Source organism: Bacillus sp. S/N-304-OC-R1 (assembly GCF_019749375.1).
Taxonomy (GTDB): domain Bacteria; phylum Bacillota; class Bacilli; order Bacillales; family Cytobacillaceae; genus Cytobacillus.
The window spans coordinates 244798-261432 of sequence record NZ_JACWFE010000004.1 but is presented as its reverse complement, the minus strand read 5'-3'; the positions used below and the strand labels follow the sequence as shown (position 1 = coordinate 261432).

Sequence of the window (16635 nt, the reverse complement as noted above, 5' to 3'; positions counted from 1 at the left end):
GAAGGTGTGTAAAAAATGTTGAAAAAAGTTAAGGTTAATTTACGGCCCATTGTAAGTAAAATTAATTTACCGACTGTTATAAAAACAGTTATACTTCCTGGCGACTCAAAAGAAACATTATTTATTGCAACTCAGGTAGGAGAGATTTTTTACATAAGGGACGGAGTTATACGGACATTTTTAAATATTCGCTCGCGAATTATAAAACTAGGTACTTCAGAAGCAGGCGTTTCAGGTGGTGGATATGATGAACGAGGATTGCTAGGGCTAGCATTTCATCCTGAATTTTATCATAACGGACTGTTTTATCTTCATTATTCAGTTGCTGGAACACAAGGTCCTGGTGCCCTTCCTAGACCATTTTCACCTGACCCATGTGATCCAAGTACTTTAAACCTTAAGTGGATAAATAGAGAAAATCAATATGATCATATTGATACTGTTGAAGAATGGAATATTCGATCGAATCGTCAACCTCAAAAACAACGGACATTACTAAACTTAAGAAGACCATTTTTTAATCATAATGGTGTCAATAGCTTAAACTTTTCACCTGAAACAGGAAAACTTGTTTTAACAACCGGGGATGGTGGAGCAGGTTATGATCCATTCAATTTAAGCCAGAATGATATGGAGATTGCCGGAAAAATAATTGAAATTGATGTAGTTAAAAATACTTTTATCCAAAATCCACCTGTAGTATCACAGTTTAATGAACTTCCCGTACCCATTCAGGAAACACTTACTGTGATTGCAAAAGGGGTTCGGAATATACCGGGCATTTCATTTCAATGGTTTTATAATCAGTATATTAAATATGTGGGAAATGTTGGACAGGATTTGGTAGAATCGATTTTTTCATTCGTACAATATAAACCGATACCTGTTACTCAGCTTATTCAATATTCTTTAATGACACCTAAACCTGAGCTAGAAGGTCTTGTTAACTTTGGCTGGCGAGGGTGGGAAGGTGCTTTTCCTACATCGTTAAAAATGGGCTGCCGCACAAATCGAAACTTGGATGAGAAAACAATTGCTTATTACAATGAAGCCATCACAACATCCGTTAACCGTCTTCCCCCTCTAACAAGTTATTTTCATAGTGATCCCCGACCCGATAAATTTAGAGGAACTGCACTTACAGGAGTGCAAGCCTATATGGGGAATAGTATCCCCGCATTAACAGGAAGTGTTGTATTTACCGACATTGCAAGGAAGGATGAATCCAGGTCTCCAGCTAGAGGGGTTTTAGCTTATACAAAGATAAGAACAGATTGTAAATTAAATGATTTTAGTGTGATTCAAACCGATTATAATTTTGGGCCGGGATCTGCTCATTATGTTAGTTTGGGAACTAATTTTGATCAATCCAAACTATATCTAGGTGTTTATGGCTCTATGAAAGTGACTGATTTTAACCAAGGTACTGTCTTTGAAATTATTCCATGATTCAAAACGATAATATTTCACTTAATACCTTCAATGTATTACTTATTATTAAAAATGCAGGACCAATTGGCCCTGCTTGTTATTTAATTATTACTTTCCCGACCATACCTTCCTGGAAATGGTACCGACATATCAGTTCATATGTACCGGGCTGCTTTGGTGTCACGGTAATTTTCTTTTCTTTTCCCGGTTGGACCTCGGTGTCAATTCCGAGTTTTTCCACTGTAAAGGTGTGTTCTATCCTACCTTTGTTTTTCAATATCAACGTTGTGGTCGTTCCATTTGGAATAGTAATGGCTTTTGGATTAAAGTAATTATCGTTCAACTCGACCTCAATATTATTGACTGTTTCCATCGGTTGAGTAACGATACCGGAATCGGCCAATACCCATTGTGATCCTGCAGTGTTTGCAACCACAATCAACGTAAGTAAAACTACCAATCCTGTTAAGCATTTTTTCACAAACATTCGCAATCCCTCCTTTCCTATGTATTACTTTTTCCAATTCATAAAATACTATCACTATTAATTGGGTTCCGGCGTACTTTCATTTTGAAACAGAGACAAGAAAAAAGAATAAGATCGACTCTAATAGTGGTGACCCCTGAATCAATAGATTAAGCTTTAAATTTTTTAAATCTTCTTCTACAAAACTCTTTCCAAAACGATTTTATAATATTCATAGAATTAGTATTTATTAAGTGACTGGTTATATGATATTATTTTAAAAAACAGAAGGAGTTATTAAGCAAATGAATTCAGCAATCTCACCTACAGGAACATCAAAAACTAGAAGTAAAACTAGAACAATAGTCATTAATGCACTTTTCATCGCATTAACTTTAGTAGCAACGATGTTCATCAATATAAAACTCCCAATAATGGGTAGCGGTGGTCTTATCCATCTAGGTAACGTTCCTCTTTTTATAGCAGCAATTGTTTACGGCAGAAAAACGGGTGCCGTAGCAGGTGCCTTCGGAATGGGCTTCTTTGACCTAATATCCGGCTGGGCTGTCTGGGCACCATTTACATTTATCATCGTAGGTGCTATGGGCTTTGTAGTTGGACTTATCTCCGAAAAATCACCTGGCAATAGAGTCTTGGTTTATTCTCTTGCAGTAGCAGCTGCTCTAATTATTAAAGTCGTTGGCTATTATTTTGCAGAAGTGATTATTTACGGTAACTGGGTCCTGCCATTCGGGTCCATCCCAGGTAACATTATGCAAGTTGTTATTGCAGGTATTATTGTAGTTCCAATTGCAGAACGCTTAAAGAAATTATTATAAAAGTATACAAATACAATAATCATTGTATTAGAGAGGACATTTCCTCTCTTTTTTATTTTGGGTATTATGATGGCTTTTTATTTTAACGATAATGATTTATTAATATTTCCATTTTCATGAAATAGAGTTATAGTATTTTCCATAACAGTTCTTTAAGGCAGAAAGGAGAAAACATTTGGCCACAGAAAATAATAAATATCAGGATCAAACACTTTTTAACATCACATGGCCTTTATTCATTGAAATATCCCTTCATATGAGCATGGGGATTATTGCAACTTTAATATTAAGCAGTTATTCTGATAACGCCGTTGCTGGAGTGGGTGTAGCCAATCAAATTATTAACATCTTCATCTTAATATTTAACGTAATTGCGATTGGAGCTACGATCCTAATTGGTCAAAATTTAGGTGCTAACCAATTGGCCAGATCGCGTAGACTTGCTAGATCGGCATTTGGGGTGAATTTCTGGGTAGGTATTGCCATGACGGTCGTTATCGTTGCATTTAGCGGGGTGTTTCTGAAGTTTTACGGACTAAGTGGTGAGATATATGACTTTGCATACACGTATCTTACCATTACAGGATTTTCCCTTTTCCTTGAGGCAATCTCTCTAGCCCTAAGTGCGGTATTACGAAGCTATGGACATACAAAGGAAACGATGATTGTTACGGTTATTATGAATGTCATAAGTACTTTCGGCTTCTTTATTGCCATTAAAGGCTGGTTTGGACTGCCCGTTACTGGCGTTATAGGAGTTTCTTATTCCATCATCATCGCACGAGTCTTTATTATTGTTGCTCTCTTTTACTTTGTTTATAAACAGCTTCATTTAAGTCTGCATGTTAAAGATATTTTTATTATCAATAAATCAGACGTGAAGAGTCTTCTTTCTATAGGAGTTCCATCTGCAGGTGAGAATCTTTCATATCAATTTTCCCAAGTGGTGATAACAATCTTTATCGCCTTTTTCGGTGATGCCCCATTGGCAGCCCGCATGTATATTTTAAATTTAACCATGCTCTGTTATTTATTTACATTGGCGATCGCTGAAGGAACACAGCTTTTGGTTGCACGCTACATAGGTGCTCGAAATTATGACAAAGCATTAAAGCGTGGACTTAAGACATTAAAAATAGCGATGATTGCCTCGACTGCTGTTTCACTTCTGATAGCGCTAATTGGGAAGCCGATACTAACTGTGTTTACAAATGATGAAACGATCATCGCGGTTGCTCTTCCCGTTCTATGGGCAATGGTATTTATTGAATCCGGCCGAGCCATGAATATTGTTCTTATGGGTTCGTTAAAATCAGTTGGGGATGTAAAGTTTCCTGTTTTTATCGGTATGATCTGCATGTGGGGTGTCGCGGTTGTCTTTAGTTACTTCTTTGGAGTGACGCTCGGCATGGGCTTATTAGGAGTTTGGCTCGCCCAGGGACTGGATGAATGGATTCGCGGATTATTCGCATTAAAACGCTGGCTTTCTCAGCCATGGCTGAAAAAAAGAGCCCTGCAAAAGGCTGCTGGAATATAAGAATATGCCGGTTTCTTAAAAAGAGCCGGCATATTCCATTGAAATTTAATCTGTCATTTCGGATTATTTTTTTTATTCAAATAATAAGTAATCACAGCAACAATTATGAAAACTGGGATTGCGTAAATTTGTCCAACAAACAATTTCCATCCTACTGAATTATACCCTTCTGATGCAGGAGCAAAGACCGCAATGAGACACACAATGATATAGGACAATAATGGCGGAATTATTTTACTCATAAGAACACCACCTTTAAACTCAAAGGATCCAAAGCCATTTAACCATTCATATTATTATATTCGTATCTCTTATATTTGATCATCGCTACAATTCCCAGTATAGGTCCAATCGATAATAAAGCAAAACCCCATTTCCAGCCAATAAAACTCTCAATCATAGGGATTAGATTAATAGAAAATATGGTAATTAAGAAACCAATACACATTTGAAAGGTTAACGCTGTTCCTACATACTCAACTTCTGCTACTTCTGAAACTGCAGCAGAAAACTGGGCCGAATCGGATATAACAGACATCCCCCAAATAATAGATAGTAAAAGAGTTAACCAAATAAAGTGACCAAATGTTAAACCAATCAATAAAGAGCAGCTTGCGCTGATAGCCATTGAAATAATCGTTAAATTGGCTCTTCCGATTTTATCTGAGATCAATCCGCCTGCTATACAGCCAATCCCCCCTGCAATTCCTATTGAAATAAAAGAGGATAATGCAATAAACGAATGCGGAGTTTCTGGTGAATGGCTTGTGAAACTAGCCGCCAGAAAAGCAGGTAGCCATGTCCACATCGCATACAATTCCCACATATGACCAAAATAACCGTAGTTCGCAAGCATGACAGGCTTATTCGTTACCACTTTTTTAATTAATTTAAATGAAAACGGAATTTTTCCCGATGTTCCTGGAGCATCTTCTAAGATCCAATTAACGATGATTGCTGCAACTACAGCTAATACTGAGCTACAAATAATTACGAACTGCCAATTTAATGAAGAAAAAAATATAACTACAAAATGTGGTAAAGATGACCCTAATGTTAATGCAGCTATTAAAATACCAATTGCCAGACCACGTTTTTTAGGAAACCATTGTGATAAAATTTTTACAGCTGTCGGATATACGCCAGCGAGAGTTACTCCCGTTAAAATCCTAAGCAGGATACCTAAAAATGCATGGCCAGCGAGGATAAGTAAGCCATTCAATAGCGCTCCTAATATTGCTGAAGCAGCAAATACCTTTCTGGGATTATAACGGTCTGCAATCCCAAAATAGGAACTAAATAATGCTCCTATAACAAAACCTATTGGAACAGATGCAGACAGCCATGCTTCTGAACTAGAACTAAGGTTCCAAATTTCAATTAATTCGGGTGCAATAACAGATGCACTAAACCATAAGCTTAATGCACATAATTCTGAAACTCCAATCCATAATAGCGCTCTCCAAGAACCTGGAATCATAATGTCCCCCTTATTTTCTAGTGGCTGTATTTATAAAAATATATATGTAATTAATATCTATATTTTGATTACTGAGAACAAATGTTCTATAGTATTGATTGGGAGGTGATTTTTTTGAGACCTAAATTAACAGTAGATATAAGTGTTAATAGTTTTAAAGATTTTTATTGGTTAAAAGAAGAGTTACAAGCATTTTGTCGGGAAAACGGAATAAGTGCCTCCGGCTCCAAAATCGAGATTTCTAATAGAATTGAAATATTTCTTCGAACAGGAGAGATAAAAAAACCGATTAGAAAAACAAGTGTGATCAAGAAATTAGAGCCTCAATCGGTATTAAATCTCGATACAGTCATTACCGAGCACCATTGTTGCAGTCAAGATGTCAGAGCGTTTTTTAAGACTGTTATCCCGAAATTCCATTTTTCAACCCATATTCAAAACTACTTTAAAAACAATGTTGGAAAAACATATCGAGATGTTGTAAAAGCTTGGAATGAGGAAGAAGTACGAAAGAAAGAACCCACATACAAGAAAAACATTGCACCTCAATTCCAATACAATCAATTCATTCGTGACTATTTTGCTGACTCGAAAAATCAAGGAAAAAGTCGTGAAGAAGCAATTGAAGCATGGAATGCAATCAAAAAACTCCCTGGAAGCAACAAATATGATTCTAATAATTAACTTTTATGAACACCCAACATGTCAACTGTTAATTGATTTGATTGTCAGTAAAGAGAAACTAGCATTTGTTTGACTTGTTCATCAAATGCTAGTTGTTTGCCAAAACTTAAATTCCCTCATTCCCTTTAAGAAAAATTCAAACGTGGAACCTGGGAAACTTTTATCTCATATACTCGAATATCTCATCTACAGCTTTGCGGTATCCACCTGATTTTTGAAAAGATTCACTGATTTTTGCAGCAGCTTTTTGGAAGGATTGTTGGCTTATTACAAGATCTACTGCTTCACGTAGGTGATCTTCAGTCAAGCTTTGCATATTTAATTTAATACCGGCTCCGATACTGACGATTTGCTCGGCAATGATCGGCTGGTCAGCGCTTAATGGAATTACGATCATCGGTACCCCATAATAAATTCCTTCATTAGCACTGTTCATTCCACCATGTGTAATAAACAATTTAGTGTGTTTCAGCAACTCGGTTTGTGGAACATAGTTTTTGACTATAAAGTTTTTAGGGATCTCCCCTAACTCACTTATTTGAGTTTTTTCCCCGATCGACATAACAACTGTATGATCCATGTTCCCAAATGCCTTCATACAAAGCTTATAAAAACCAATTGCTTGGTTTAATACAGTACCCAGTGATATGTAAATAACGCTTTTTCCCTTGATTGCAGTAAAATCGAAGTTTTCTTGCATCGTTCGTAATGAGATGGACGGACCTACAAATTTGTAAGTTTGGTCAAATGCTTCTCCAAATGGTTGAAACTCTCTGGTTGTATATACGATTGTAAGTGGTGCAGGATTACAAAAAACTTCATAAGGAGAATGGATTTCAACATTATATTCTTCTTTAATTTTTGTAGTCAGATTTTGATAATCTTCATTTATTTTTTTCAATATTTCTGTTGGTATGCTTTTTGAAAGATATTCTTCAGTTTTATCAAATTCTGCTTTTGTCTGTGCAAAAGTCGTACAAGAATTAATTGCTGGAAGGTTAAGTATTTGTGCAATTAATCGTCCACAACCAAACATGGAATCATGGATGATATAATCAAAATGTTCCCCTTCGATTTGCTCCAGGACACTGGGTATCATGATATCTGCTGTATGCAATAAACCATTGACTCTTTCGAGTAAATAATTTCTCCCACCAGAAATGAAAGCTTTTATAAATTTTTCACTATCAAATGTACGCACAGTAGCACCCGTCTTCTCAATACGATCTCGAAATGCTTCGATTGTAAAGTATACGACCTCTTCTCCGCGTGAAACAAGCTCTTGTACAACTCCAATCGTAGGATTGACATGTCCTTCTGATCCGCCGTTAATAAATAAAACACGTGCCATCACTAACACTCCTTAGAAAAATATTCTCTAGATTTTGTAAAATTAAAGTCCTACTCCCCATCCGATTACCCATCTTAAATAATGGAATTAATTTTATCATAGTACAATGATTGAAAATACCATAATTCTTAGTAATTTATAAAAAATGTACATCTCAGATGAGCTAATTTAATATCCTTTACTGATATTTATGCGGTGTTGCGAAAACCATTGTAAAACCTGATGCGAATTAGACTATCCAAGGTAATTGTAATAATATCAAGCAAACAAATTTTCTAAAGAGGTAATGGAAAAATCATGCTAAAATAAATTTATGGAATACGAAATGATGTTCTTACACGAAGGGATGCGGAATGTTAAATAAAAATCTGAATCTAAGGGGGCTTTTAATAGTGAGTTCAAATTCGATTGTATTTATCTGTATAATTCTAACCTTTGTTCATTTGATGTTAAGAATAATGATAACGGGAAAGATTAAAGAAGAACTTCCAGAGGATGCTAAAGATTTTGCCCTATACGGGAGAATAATATTAGCACTTATTGGTATTATCATAGTCATTATTTTTAGTGTATTAGACAATATTGAAGGAAATGTAATAAAGTGGTTTTGGATTATTTTTACAACATTAGCTTTAGGTTTTAATTCATTTATTGATTGGAAGTATCTAAAGGGTTCGAAACGGTATATCGTTTCCATAGTTACTCTAATATTTGGTATACTTTTAATTAATTTCCTTTTGTGATGTTTGGTCACTTGTTCAGGTAACAGTTAGGTTGAAAATATTTCGCTAAAAAACGCTCAGAAAAAACTTTTATTAAAAGTCACTAAAACATTTAAAACCTTTGAAAAATAAGGAACTGAATATAATGTCACACATTAAGGAACGTGAGGTCACGTTCCTTTACAAATCCCTTTGCTTTACAATCTTTAATCTTAAATGTGAACTCCTATTTTGGAAAATTTATATTTTATTAAAACACGCTTTTAACTTAGCATTCAGATAATTAGAGCTGTTATTCTATTTATTGAGGTAATAATTGTGTATAATGGCCAGACAGAAAAAATAATATTACTTTCAATAATTACTTTCCACAATTTCAAACCGCTTCGAAACTTATAAATAAACAAAATTATGGATATAGTCACCGTATAGAATAACAACCATAAAAATTCTTTTTGTCTATTTACCTCATATTCAAGAGCTTCCATTTTCCAATTGTCATTTTCTGAAAAAGATACGGTCACAATTGATTTTTCAATTCCTATCAGATTGAATGATTTTAGCGATATACTATCCTTTTGCAATGCAACAATATCATATCCGTTTGGTAAAAATGAAACCTTGTACACTATTAGATATGAGACACCTGCAATAATACTACCAATTAATAAAAAGGCTAAATATTTTTTTAGTTTTGTCCTAAGAGTCTTTTTCATTTTATTTCATCCCCCTTAGCACCTTTAACTATACCATAATAATCCAATTCCCTATTTCAATAATTTTCCTTTCTTATTGATGAACAAAAAACTGCAAATATTAATTACTCTTTTTTAATGTTACAAATAATAGATGATGATGGTAGTGGTAACTTTAATGGTGTTGATGATTGAAATTAATCCTCTTATAGTGTAAGAAGCTATCGTTGAGGAAGACATCTATTATTTTTCTTTCAACTGTTTTAGTAATTCAATTATTTCTTTATTTTGCTCAGTTGTTTTTCTTAACTTCACTTCAATTGAAAAACATGTAAAAACGATAGCGATAAAACCAATTATAAAAATAAATTCCACTTCAATTCTCCTCTCGAGAAAAAACAATTAATTTTGCAGTTATTTGTATGTAGTAGTTTTATTAAAAGAGTATTGTAACTTCATACGCATAAGCTCAATCAAATATTTATTCAATGGCGTAATTAACCCTTTCTGTTTTTAAGAGATATCTTTACTAATTGTGTGTAATAATTTTCCTTTTATTTTAATTATCAATGTGTCAAAGGCATCTTTACTAACGGTGTTATATACACCAAATAAAGATAAGATTATTTAAATCTTTGTCTTTTCCTTCTATTAGAAGACCTTCCTTCTGCAAAAAGAACCAGCAACGTATTTTGTAGCTGGTTCTTCCCAAGTTTTCATTTTATATTTACAATAAGAAATAGGTAATCGTCTTTCTAAATTACACATTCTGCTAAGGAAAATAGTATAATAGAGTATGTTTCATAGATAACATACCCTTTCCTAATATTATCTCCTACAAGATCTTTCGTGCTGCAGCAGCCACTCTTTTCTCTCCAAACCGCCTGCATATCCAGTTAATTTCCCGTTTGCCCCAATTATTCTGTGACATGGAATGACTATGCTTAACTTGTTTTTTCCATTTGCACTTCCTACTGCTCTGACGGCTTTTTCATTCCCAATGGAAACGGCAATATCCTTATAGGACCCTGTTTCTGCATAGGGAATATCTTTTAATGCTTCCCAAACTGATTTCTGAAAGTCAGTTCCCTCAAATTGATAAGGGAAGGTGAATTCATAACGTTCACCTTTAAAATATTCATCAAGCTGGTTATAACAGTCTACTAATACATGCGGAGTTTCAGCGCTTTTTAAATTCGATTTTTGAGACTCTTCAGAGAACAAAATGGATAAGATGGCTTCATGAGTACCGCTTATTTCTAGCACACCAACTGGTGATTCATAGTCTAACTTAAATATTTTTGTCATATAAGGACCTCCAAAGATAAAATGTAGCGTACGCCTGCCAACCATCCCAACCAGCTGCATATTTTTCTATTTCTTCTAGAGTCGGTTTCCTCTCAAGATCTAATATATTCTTTATTGCATTATGAAGGCCGACATCTGCAACCGGAAAGGAAGTTGGATAGTGCAGGCATTTCATCATCACATAATCTGCCGTCCATGCTCCTATACCTTTTATGCTCATTAATGAATTTTTTATATGATGGTAATTATTTTTCTGAAGCAATACTTCTTTTGCGATTTCCCCATTGGTCATAGCTCTAGCTACTCCAATGATATATTCAGCCTTCCTTAAAGTAAATTGAAGTTTTCTTAGGTCATCCACATTTATAGACGCTAATCTTTCAAATGAAGGAAATACCCAAAACGTTTCTCCCTCAAACGTGAGGCTCTCACCGAATTGTTCAACGAAACGTTTCTTTAAGGTGTTAGCAAAGTTTAAATTAATTTGCTGTCCGATGATTGCCCAAACTATCGCTTCAAATAAATCGGGAATGCACATGATCCGTAAGCCATAATATTTAGCAGCTAGTGTCTTTAACACATTATCTTGACTAGCCACTTGATAAAATCCTCTTAAATCCTGATCTAAATCAAACCATTCCCAAATATATTCTCCCACTTTTTTGCGATCCTGAAAAGATGGGGAGCTAATAGGAAATTCAACCTTTATATAATTATGGATGAACACAATTTTGCTTAAAAGCAAGGAATCATTCACTTTTAGGAGTTTATATATAGACTGTTCTTTTATTTCATGAAGAATTTCTTGGCTGGACCGATCTAAAAAAATTAAGCACTCTTTAAAATTAAATTCCGCAGGAGGATAAATCTCTAAATAAGATTCGTGATCAATCCATTTCATGTTGGAGTTCCTTTCGATATTCACTAGGTGAACAGTTTTTAATGCTTCGAAATACTTTGTAAAAATTGGAGGGGCTCTGGAATCCAACCTCATAACAGATCTCAAGATTTGTCAGGGTCGTACACTTTAGCAGGTAGGCTGCTTTATCAATACGTATTTTTTCTAAGTATGTCCGTGGAGTCTCAAGGGTCTCTTGCTTAAATAAGCGCTCCAAATAAAAGGGACTTAAACCGACTTGATCAGCAATATCCTTCAATGTCAATTTTTGTTTATAATGATTAACAAGGAAGGTAATGGTACTTCTAACAAGCGCAATGTGAGGAGATTGCTCCACTTCTGGCTGACATCTTTTACAAGGACGATAACCAGCTTTTTCAACTTCCCTCATGTCATGATAAAACTCTACATTCATTTTCTTTGGCTTCTTTGATCTGCAGGAAGGACGGCAGTATATTTTTGTAGTTTTTACGGCTGTAAAAAATAATCCATCATATTTACAATCACAAGCGATGATTTTCTCCCACATCTCTTCAAATGATAGATTTACATTGTTTACCATAATTGCTATCTCCTTTCTGTAATAGTGCAAAGATTATCTCAGATTGTATTCATGTGCCCGTAAATTTCTATTTATATTTTCCAGGGTAAAGTTCCTAAACTTTCCTAAAAACCATTTTTCCTTTAATGAATCTATCAATGGATTAACTGATTTATGTTTATTAATTTCTTTATTGGACCCATTTTAACAAGTATTAGACTTCGAATTCGTCCTCATTCTTGCTCTTATGGTCCATATTAAGACAAAAAAAGTGAAGCTATCATATGCTCCACTTCAAAAATTAAATTCATTATAAGCAAGAGTTATGCTCTAATTACCTTATACTCTGTTTGTCCATAGAAACTATTCTTAAGTTATGTATTTAGCAAAGGTATATTATTACTTTATCAAATATTCTCAGTATGTTCTATTTCCACCTTTCTAACTTATCTAAATTTCTTACAAACATGCCTGCTAAAAATTTTGGTACACCCATTTCAATACATTTGTCTTTTACAAATTCCTTCATGTCCTCTACTGATATGTTTTTTTGTGTATACTCTCCCTCTTGGTAACAATGCTTACAAAACATTAAGCTTTTTTCTTGATTTCTTTCAGTACCTCGATCTTCCACATTCTTTATTGGCATTGAACAGCTTTGACATTTTTTATATTCTTTCATTATTGGACCTCCTCACTATTATTCATTCTGCCCTAATCTTAATAATTTTCTTAATTTTTGAAGGTTATTAACACTGTAAAAATAACACTATATTATCATTATTAATATAATGACTATTCAGTTCACCTCATAATCATACTATTCTGATAACACCACGCATTTCCTAATATTTAATTCTATATATAAACCCCATAAAAAAAGCAGGGAATTTGAATGTATTTCCCCACTTTTCTAATGTCATTTTTTTGATAATCTAATGATGTCAAGCAACATTTAATCTGGTACGTCCCTACATTACATCGTTGCCGCTGAGGAAGCAGCTGAATTGTCTGCTTTTACACAATCAATTGCGACAACGAGTGCAATCATAATGGCCTCCATTTTTTCATCCACTATTTGAACCCTGTAGCTATCTCCCCAAGTGAACCACTCCTTGCTCACTTTACCGACAACTTCACCATGTTGTAATACTTGAAAATCCATATCCCACCAGTTACCTTTTACCTCAATACCTGCTGCATCAATTGTATAGCGAGCTTTAATGAAGGAAAACTCTTTCTTAATCGTTAATACCTCGCGGCCATTTACCTCAACAAAAAACTTCGGTAAAAAGCTGAACACTTTTTTCGTAATAAGAGCAACCTCATCTCTTGCTGTATTCATAATGGAGAAGGTCTTTGGAATTTGCATAAAACTGCCCTCCACGAAATAAACATCCTTCTCCTCTTTGTCCTTTACTGTAAATTTGCCACCTAGACTAAATACCTTCTGTTTTATATAAAGCTGCTTCATACGATGCCTCCTTTGAAATAGCATATTACAAAAATTATACTATTGTCAGTCTTAAAAGAGGATTAATTTCTTCTATAATAATTTACGGTCAATAATAAACATAACTAAAAAATCAGACCGAATGTAAGAAAATTTTAATATGGTAAGTACGTATTAAAAAAATAAAAACCTTGCATAAGCAAGGCTGAAGAATCCCTAATTCGTCCTATTAAGTATTAGTCTTCTTGCATGATTTCATCAAAAGCTGAAGAAACTTTATCAAATTCCTCATCGCTTTCAATAGCCGTGAAGTCTCCATCCTTATTGACCTTTAAAAAGAAAATATCAATTTCTTCCTCGTTTTCTTCTTGAAGATCCTCGACAAAGGCGACTGCAACGTATTCAGAGCCTTCTATATTTACGACTGCCAGTACTTCAATTTCTTCGCCCGCATCATTTTTAAAGATTTCGCCTTCTTTTATGTTTTTCATGTTACATTTCTCTCCTTTTGTAATAGGTTAATTTGACGATAATTTACTTATCTTTTATTTGTTCTCGAATTATTTTAAGTTCTTCCAATGAAAGATCACCTAGAGATTTTTTAATTTCCTCCTCAATTCGTTTCCTGTTGCTTTCTCGATATTCATTCCACCAATCTCGGAGTCCTTCTGTCTTTTCCAATATGTATTCGACATCAATTTCATCTACTTCTTCATCTGACAAATATTCCAACACTGCTGCTAACATTCGAGAAAGGTTACCAATTTCATCTTTGGTGTTTTGATTATTCGGCAAATGGATAATAAGTTCCTCATCCGAACCTTCATTGGATTGTGCAGTTTTTCGTGGCATCTTGTCGCTCCTTACTTAGCCTATTACAATGTATTTTTCGTATTTCATTAAAAAATAATCGTTTTTTTAAAATATAATTGTAATTCGCCACATACCACTACTCTTTAACGCATAAATAGAGCGCTGATCCAGCATAGATCAACGCCCATATTAGTTTTAATAAAACATCAACAATTTTTCATTAACGTGACGCTTTTGGTGGCTGGCACACGTCACATTTACGTTGGTGATTATTTTTAAATTTAGTAAAGGTTTTTTCGAATTTGTTACCACAAGCACATTCAAACAGTAAACTTTGGGAAAAACCATGAAATTCAGTCGAAAGCAGCTTGCTTTCTGAATTTTTCTCAACAAATTCTTTAATTTTACCAATCGACCATCGTTTGTTCATTCACATACACCTCCATATATTATAGCTAGGCGGAGGCTTTTCTTTCGCATCCGTTCAATAGTGAATCAATTATCGCAATTTCCTTATTATATCATGAACTTGTACACAATTAAACAAATGAAAGATGCCTTATTGAAGATAATAAGGCTGACGGATCGCCAAAAACTTTTGAATTAATGTACTTTTAAGCTTACAGTTTAATAAACATTAATTATTTTACTAGTAATGGCTAATAGCTCGGGGCTATGGTTAGAAACCTTACCTACCACGGCTTTTTTTAGAATTTTCCCGTTAAAAAATCTCGTATTTGCAAATCATTATACGTTTGAGCTTCGGTACATTTATCTTAATGAAAATGAGTTAATACTTTTTAAGGTTAAGCTCTGAAATTCTGATACCATTTCTTCAAATTTATTTTTCTCCTCTAAAAAAGGAAGATGATTACTTTCTTCAAAGATATACAATATTGAATTTTCCAACCCTTCATTGATTTCTTCAGAAAATATCAGTGGGCATTGGGCATCGTGTTTACCACAGAACACAATCGTGGGGATTGTCACATTTGGCAGTTCACTTTGAATATCATAATTGGGCAGGTCTTTAAATGAATAATAGTCTAATCTTTTTTGTACAACTTTCCCGCTGCTCGGTTTGGAGAAGTATTCATCCCATCTTTCAGGACGGTATAATGACATATTTGTCCATTCTCTACTAGCTTCTCTTTTCTCTTCTTTCGTTGTAGTTGGAGATTTTAGTATTGAGAAAATCTCCTTTAATTTTTTATTTAATGGTGATTTTGGACAATATATACTTCCTTCGTATTCCATATACCTCTTAGATGATGCAGCACCACCAATTAATAATTTTGCCAGTGACTGCGGATACATTAAAGCATATACCAGCCCTAGCATTCCACCTGTTGAATGTCCTGCAAAACTCCACTGTTTATAACTTAATGCTTCCTTAATTGCCTCTAAATCTTTCACACTTTCACTCATACTAAGTTCATCGTCATAGGTAACGCTTAGAGAGTTGCCAGCTCCCTTTAAATTGATCAAATACACTTTAAAATGCTTAGTAAAAGCATCTGCAAAATAATAGCCTAGTTCATTAAACTCACTATATAAATGAGTAATACAAAGAGGTTCACCGCTTCCTTGTGTAAAAAATTCAAATCCTCCTCTAGATGTTTGTATGAAGTTTTTCTCCCAGTAAACCAAATCCATTTTCTTAATCCTCCTTAATACCAGTTTGAATATTATTCTATATTTGTAATGTTTATCCTCCCATTCTACCTTTATTAAAAAGACAGTAACTTTTATGTATGAAAAAAGAGCCAAAATACGCAAGTTGTTAAAAAAACTTGCATTTTTGTCTCTTTCATTTTTATTATGATTTAAGCTCATATTAGAATTAGATTTTTAATAATGTTAATACGAATATCTTCTTTTAGTATTATGAATATTCAGGTATTTCATATAACACTCAGTTTCTTATCCGCTATAAACAGTGTCACATGTTCCAGGAGCTGGCTCATAAAAACAATGTAGTTTAAATTGACCCGTAAAAGGTTGGTTGTACCATGTTGGAGGACACGGAGCATATGGATTAAAGTACCAAAGGGCATATTTTGCCGGGTGACTTCTCCAATAATCCAAATTCTGTTTTGCTAATCTTCTTTCAGACTCTCTTGCTCTTTGATAAAATACATTGCCTTTTTGAACTGCCTCAAAGGAATAATTTCCTCCTTGTACTTGAAAAATAACCTGTCGAATTGTTCTCAAATTCTTAAAATCAATACAATTTGCAATTAGACGGTTAACAATAACATTCCCAACATAGAGCATTCCTTGATTTCCTTCACCCTCAGCCTCTGCTCTCATCATCCTTGCCATTAAGTCAACGTCAGCACTTCGGTAAGCTACTCTTGGCATTTTACCACCTCCATAACATAGTATGAAAAAAAGCCTACATTCATGACCTTTGT

General features: G+C 34.3%; 21 protein-coding genes. 5 read left to right on the top strand and 16 right to left on the bottom strand.

The features are described 5' to 3' along the window. Positions 1–18 precede the first annotated feature (18 nt). Positions 19–1449, top strand: coding sequence for a PQQ-dependent sugar dehydrogenase (locus H0173_RS06345; protein WP_221845686.1), 1431 nt, complete (start codon positions 19–21; stop codon positions 1447–1449). 79 nt (positions 1450–1528) lie between these two features. On the opposite strand, the gene H0173_RS06340 is transcribed toward H0173_RS06345, so the two are convergent. Then, complete coding sequence (locus tag H0173_RS06340; RefSeq protein WP_221845502.1) at positions 1529–1918, bottom strand: cupredoxin domain-containing protein; 390 nt, start codon at positions 1916–1918, stop codon at positions 1529–1531. A 284-nt stretch (positions 1919–2202) separates the two neighbouring features. On the opposite strand from H0173_RS06340, the gene H0173_RS06335 reads away from it, so the two are divergent. Together H0173_RS06335 and H0173_RS06330 are read left to right on the top strand one after the other, a co-directional pair. Beyond that, positions 2203–2736, top strand: coding sequence for an ECF transporter S component (locus tag H0173_RS06335; protein ID WP_221845501.1), 534 nt, complete (start codon positions 2203–2205; stop codon positions 2734–2736). 175 nt (positions 2737–2911) lie between these two features. Continuing rightward, complete coding sequence (locus H0173_RS06330; protein ID WP_221845500.1) at positions 2912–4273, top strand: MATE family efflux transporter; 1362 nt, start codon at positions 2912–2914, stop codon at positions 4271–4273. A 53-nt stretch (positions 4274–4326) separates the two neighbouring features. Here the strand turns inward: H0173_RS06330 and H0173_RS06325 are convergent, their stop codons facing one another. Both H0173_RS06325 and H0173_RS06320 read right to left on the bottom strand, forming a co-directional pair. After that, positions 4327–4515, bottom strand: coding sequence for a DUF4017 family protein (locus tag H0173_RS06325; protein ID WP_221845499.1), 189 nt, complete (start codon positions 4513–4515; stop codon positions 4327–4329). A gap of 38 nt (positions 4516–4553) precedes the next feature. Further along, positions 4554–5753 carry an MFS transporter gene (locus H0173_RS06320; protein WP_221845498.1) on the bottom strand — a complete coding sequence of 400 codons (1200 nt, stop codon included), beginning with the start codon at positions 5751–5753 and terminating at the stop codon, positions 4554–4556. 114 nt (positions 5754–5867) lie between these two features. Here H0173_RS06320 and H0173_RS06315 point away from each other — a divergent pair, with 114 nt between their 5' ends. Continuing rightward, positions 5868–6437: a DUF6434 domain-containing protein gene (locus H0173_RS06315; RefSeq protein ID WP_221845497.1), complete on the top strand. Its 570-nt coding sequence runs from the start codon at positions 5868–5870 to the stop codon at positions 6435–6437. A gap of 160 nt (positions 6438–6597) precedes the next feature. Here the strand turns inward: H0173_RS06315 and H0173_RS06310 are convergent, their stop codons facing one another. Then, positions 6598–7788 carry a macrolide family glycosyltransferase gene (locus H0173_RS06310; protein ID WP_221845496.1) on the bottom strand — a complete coding sequence of 397 codons (1191 nt, stop codon included), beginning with the start codon at positions 7786–7788 and terminating at the stop codon, positions 6598–6600. Between the two features lie 392 nt (positions 7789–8180). On the opposite strand from H0173_RS06310, the gene H0173_RS06305 reads away from it, so the two are divergent. After that, positions 8181–8531, top strand: a complete 351-nt coding sequence (locus H0173_RS06305) for a DUF4181 domain-containing protein (RefSeq protein ID WP_221845495.1) — start codon at positions 8181–8183, stop codon at positions 8529–8531. A 254-nt stretch (positions 8532–8785) separates the two neighbouring features. On the opposite strand, the gene H0173_RS06300 is transcribed toward H0173_RS06305, so the two are convergent. The 12 genes from H0173_RS06300 to H0173_RS06250 form a co-directional block, all read right to left on the bottom strand. Beyond that, complete coding sequence (locus tag H0173_RS06300) at positions 8786–9226, bottom strand: hypothetical protein (RefSeq protein ID WP_221845494.1); 441 nt, start codon at positions 9224–9226, stop codon at positions 8786–8788. 222 nt (positions 9227–9448) lie between these two features. After that, a complete protein-coding gene (locus H0173_RS22175) occupies positions 9449–9580 on the bottom strand; it encodes a hypothetical protein (protein WP_260631053.1) in 132 nt (43 codons plus the stop codon). 453 nt (positions 9581–10033) lie between these two features. Beyond that, positions 10034–10513 carry a methylated-DNA--[protein]-cysteine S-methyltransferase gene (locus H0173_RS06295; protein WP_221845493.1) on the bottom strand — a complete coding sequence of 160 codons (480 nt, stop codon included), beginning with the start codon at positions 10511–10513 and terminating at the stop codon, positions 10034–10036. After that, on the bottom strand, positions 10497–11414 hold the full coding sequence (locus tag H0173_RS06290; RefSeq protein ID WP_221845492.1) for a DNA-3-methyladenine glycosylase family protein: 918 nt from the start codon (positions 11412–11414) through the stop codon (positions 10497–10499). Before H0173_RS06290 ends, H0173_RS06295 begins: the two co-directional genes overlap by 17 nt. Beyond that, complete coding sequence (locus tag H0173_RS06285; RefSeq protein WP_221845491.1) at positions 11401–11973, bottom strand: bifunctional transcriptional activator/DNA repair enzyme AdaA; 573 nt, start codon at positions 11971–11973, stop codon at positions 11401–11403. The genes H0173_RS06290 and H0173_RS06285 overlap by 14 nt, the downstream gene beginning before the upstream one ends. A 406-nt stretch (positions 11974–12379) precedes the next feature. Then, a complete protein-coding gene (locus H0173_RS06280; protein WP_221845490.1) occupies positions 12380–12634 on the bottom strand; it encodes a zinc ribbon domain-containing protein in 255 nt (84 codons plus the stop codon). A 294-nt stretch (positions 12635–12928) separates the two neighbouring features. Then, complete coding sequence (locus tag H0173_RS06275; RefSeq protein WP_221845489.1) at positions 12929–13426, bottom strand: LURP-one-related/scramblase family protein; 498 nt, start codon at positions 13424–13426, stop codon at positions 12929–12931. Between the two features lie 215 nt (positions 13427–13641). Continuing rightward, positions 13642–13896, bottom strand: coding sequence for a DUF1292 domain-containing protein (locus tag H0173_RS06270; RefSeq protein ID WP_221845488.1), 255 nt, complete (start codon positions 13894–13896; stop codon positions 13642–13644). Between the two features lie 43 nt (positions 13897–13939). After that, positions 13940–14257 (bottom strand): hypothetical protein, encoded by a 318-nt coding sequence (locus H0173_RS06265; RefSeq protein WP_221845487.1) that lies wholly within the window; start codon positions 14255–14257, stop codon positions 13940–13942. A 181-nt stretch (positions 14258–14438) separates the two neighbouring features. Then, a complete protein-coding gene (locus H0173_RS06260) occupies positions 14439–14648 on the bottom strand; it encodes a hypothetical protein (protein ID WP_221845486.1) in 210 nt (69 codons plus the stop codon). 341 nt (positions 14649–14989) lie between these two features. Then, complete coding sequence (locus H0173_RS06255) at positions 14990–15874, bottom strand: alpha/beta fold hydrolase (RefSeq protein ID WP_221845685.1); 885 nt, start codon at positions 15872–15874, stop codon at positions 14990–14992. A 267-nt stretch (positions 15875–16141) separates the two neighbouring features. Continuing rightward, entirely contained in the window at positions 16142–16582 is a 441-nt protein-coding gene (locus tag H0173_RS06250) for a cell wall hydrolase (RefSeq protein ID WP_221845485.1), read from the bottom strand. Positions 16583–16635: the final 53 nt, after the last annotated feature.

What these genes read in the sequence shown, in the direction of transcription:
- H0173_RS06340 (WP_221845502.1), bottom strand. Translation starts at nt 1,918, where the DNA reads ATGTTTGTGAAAAAATGCTTAACAGGATTGGTAGTTTTACTTACGTTG.
- H0173_RS06335 (WP_221845501.1), top strand. Translation starts at nt 2,203, where the DNA reads ATGAATTCAGCAATCTCACCTACAGGAACATCAAAAACTAGAAGTAAA.
- H0173_RS06325 (WP_221845499.1), bottom strand. Translation starts at nt 4,515, where the DNA reads ATGAGTAAAATAATTCCGCCATTATTGTCCTATATCATTGTGTGTCTC.
- H0173_RS06320 (WP_221845498.1), bottom strand. Translation starts at nt 5,753, where the DNA reads ATGATTCCAGGTTCTTGGAGAGCGCTATTATGGATTGGAGTTTCAGAA.
- H0173_RS06310 (WP_221845496.1), bottom strand. Translation starts at nt 7,788, where the DNA reads ATGGCACGTGTTTTATTTATTAACGGCGGATCAGAAGGACATGTCAAT.
- H0173_RS06300 (WP_221845494.1), bottom strand. Translation starts at nt 9,226, where the DNA reads ATGAAAAAGACTCTTAGGACAAAACTAAAAAAATATTTAGCCTTTTTA.
- H0173_RS06295 (WP_221845493.1), bottom strand. Translation starts at nt 10,513, where the DNA reads ATGACAAAAATATTTAAGTTAGACTATGAATCACCAGTTGGTGTGCTA.
- H0173_RS06290 (WP_221845492.1), bottom strand. Translation starts at nt 11,414, where the DNA reads ATGAAATGGATTGATCACGAATCTTATTTAGAGATTTATCCTCCTGCG.
- H0173_RS06285 (WP_221845491.1), bottom strand. Translation starts at nt 11,973, where the DNA reads ATGGTAAACAATGTAAATCTATCATTTGAAGAGATGTGGGAGAAAATC.
- H0173_RS06280 (WP_221845490.1), bottom strand. Translation starts at nt 12,634, where the DNA reads ATGAAAGAATATAAAAAATGTCAAAGCTGTTCAATGCCAATAAAGAAT.
- H0173_RS06275 (WP_221845489.1), bottom strand. Translation starts at nt 13,426, where the DNA reads ATGAAGCAGCTTTATATAAAACAGAAGGTATTTAGTCTAGGTGGCAAA.
- H0173_RS06270 (WP_221845488.1), bottom strand. Translation starts at nt 13,896, where the DNA reads ATGAAAAACATAAAAGAAGGCGAAATCTTTAAAAATGATGCGGGCGAA.
- H0173_RS06265 (WP_221845487.1), bottom strand. Translation starts at nt 14,257, where the DNA reads ATGCCACGAAAAACTGCACAATCCAATGAAGGTTCGGATGAGGAACTT.
- H0173_RS06260 (WP_221845486.1), bottom strand. Translation starts at nt 14,648, where the DNA reads ATGAACAAACGATGGTCGATTGGTAAAATTAAAGAATTTGTTGAGAAA.
- H0173_RS06255 (WP_221845685.1), bottom strand. Translation starts at nt 15,874, where the DNA reads ATGGATTTGGTTTACTGGGAGAAAAACTTCATACAAACATCTAGAGGA.
- H0173_RS06250 (WP_221845485.1), bottom strand. Translation starts at nt 16,582, where the DNA reads ATGCCAAGAGTAGCTTACCGAAGTGCTGACGTTGACTTAATGGCAAGG.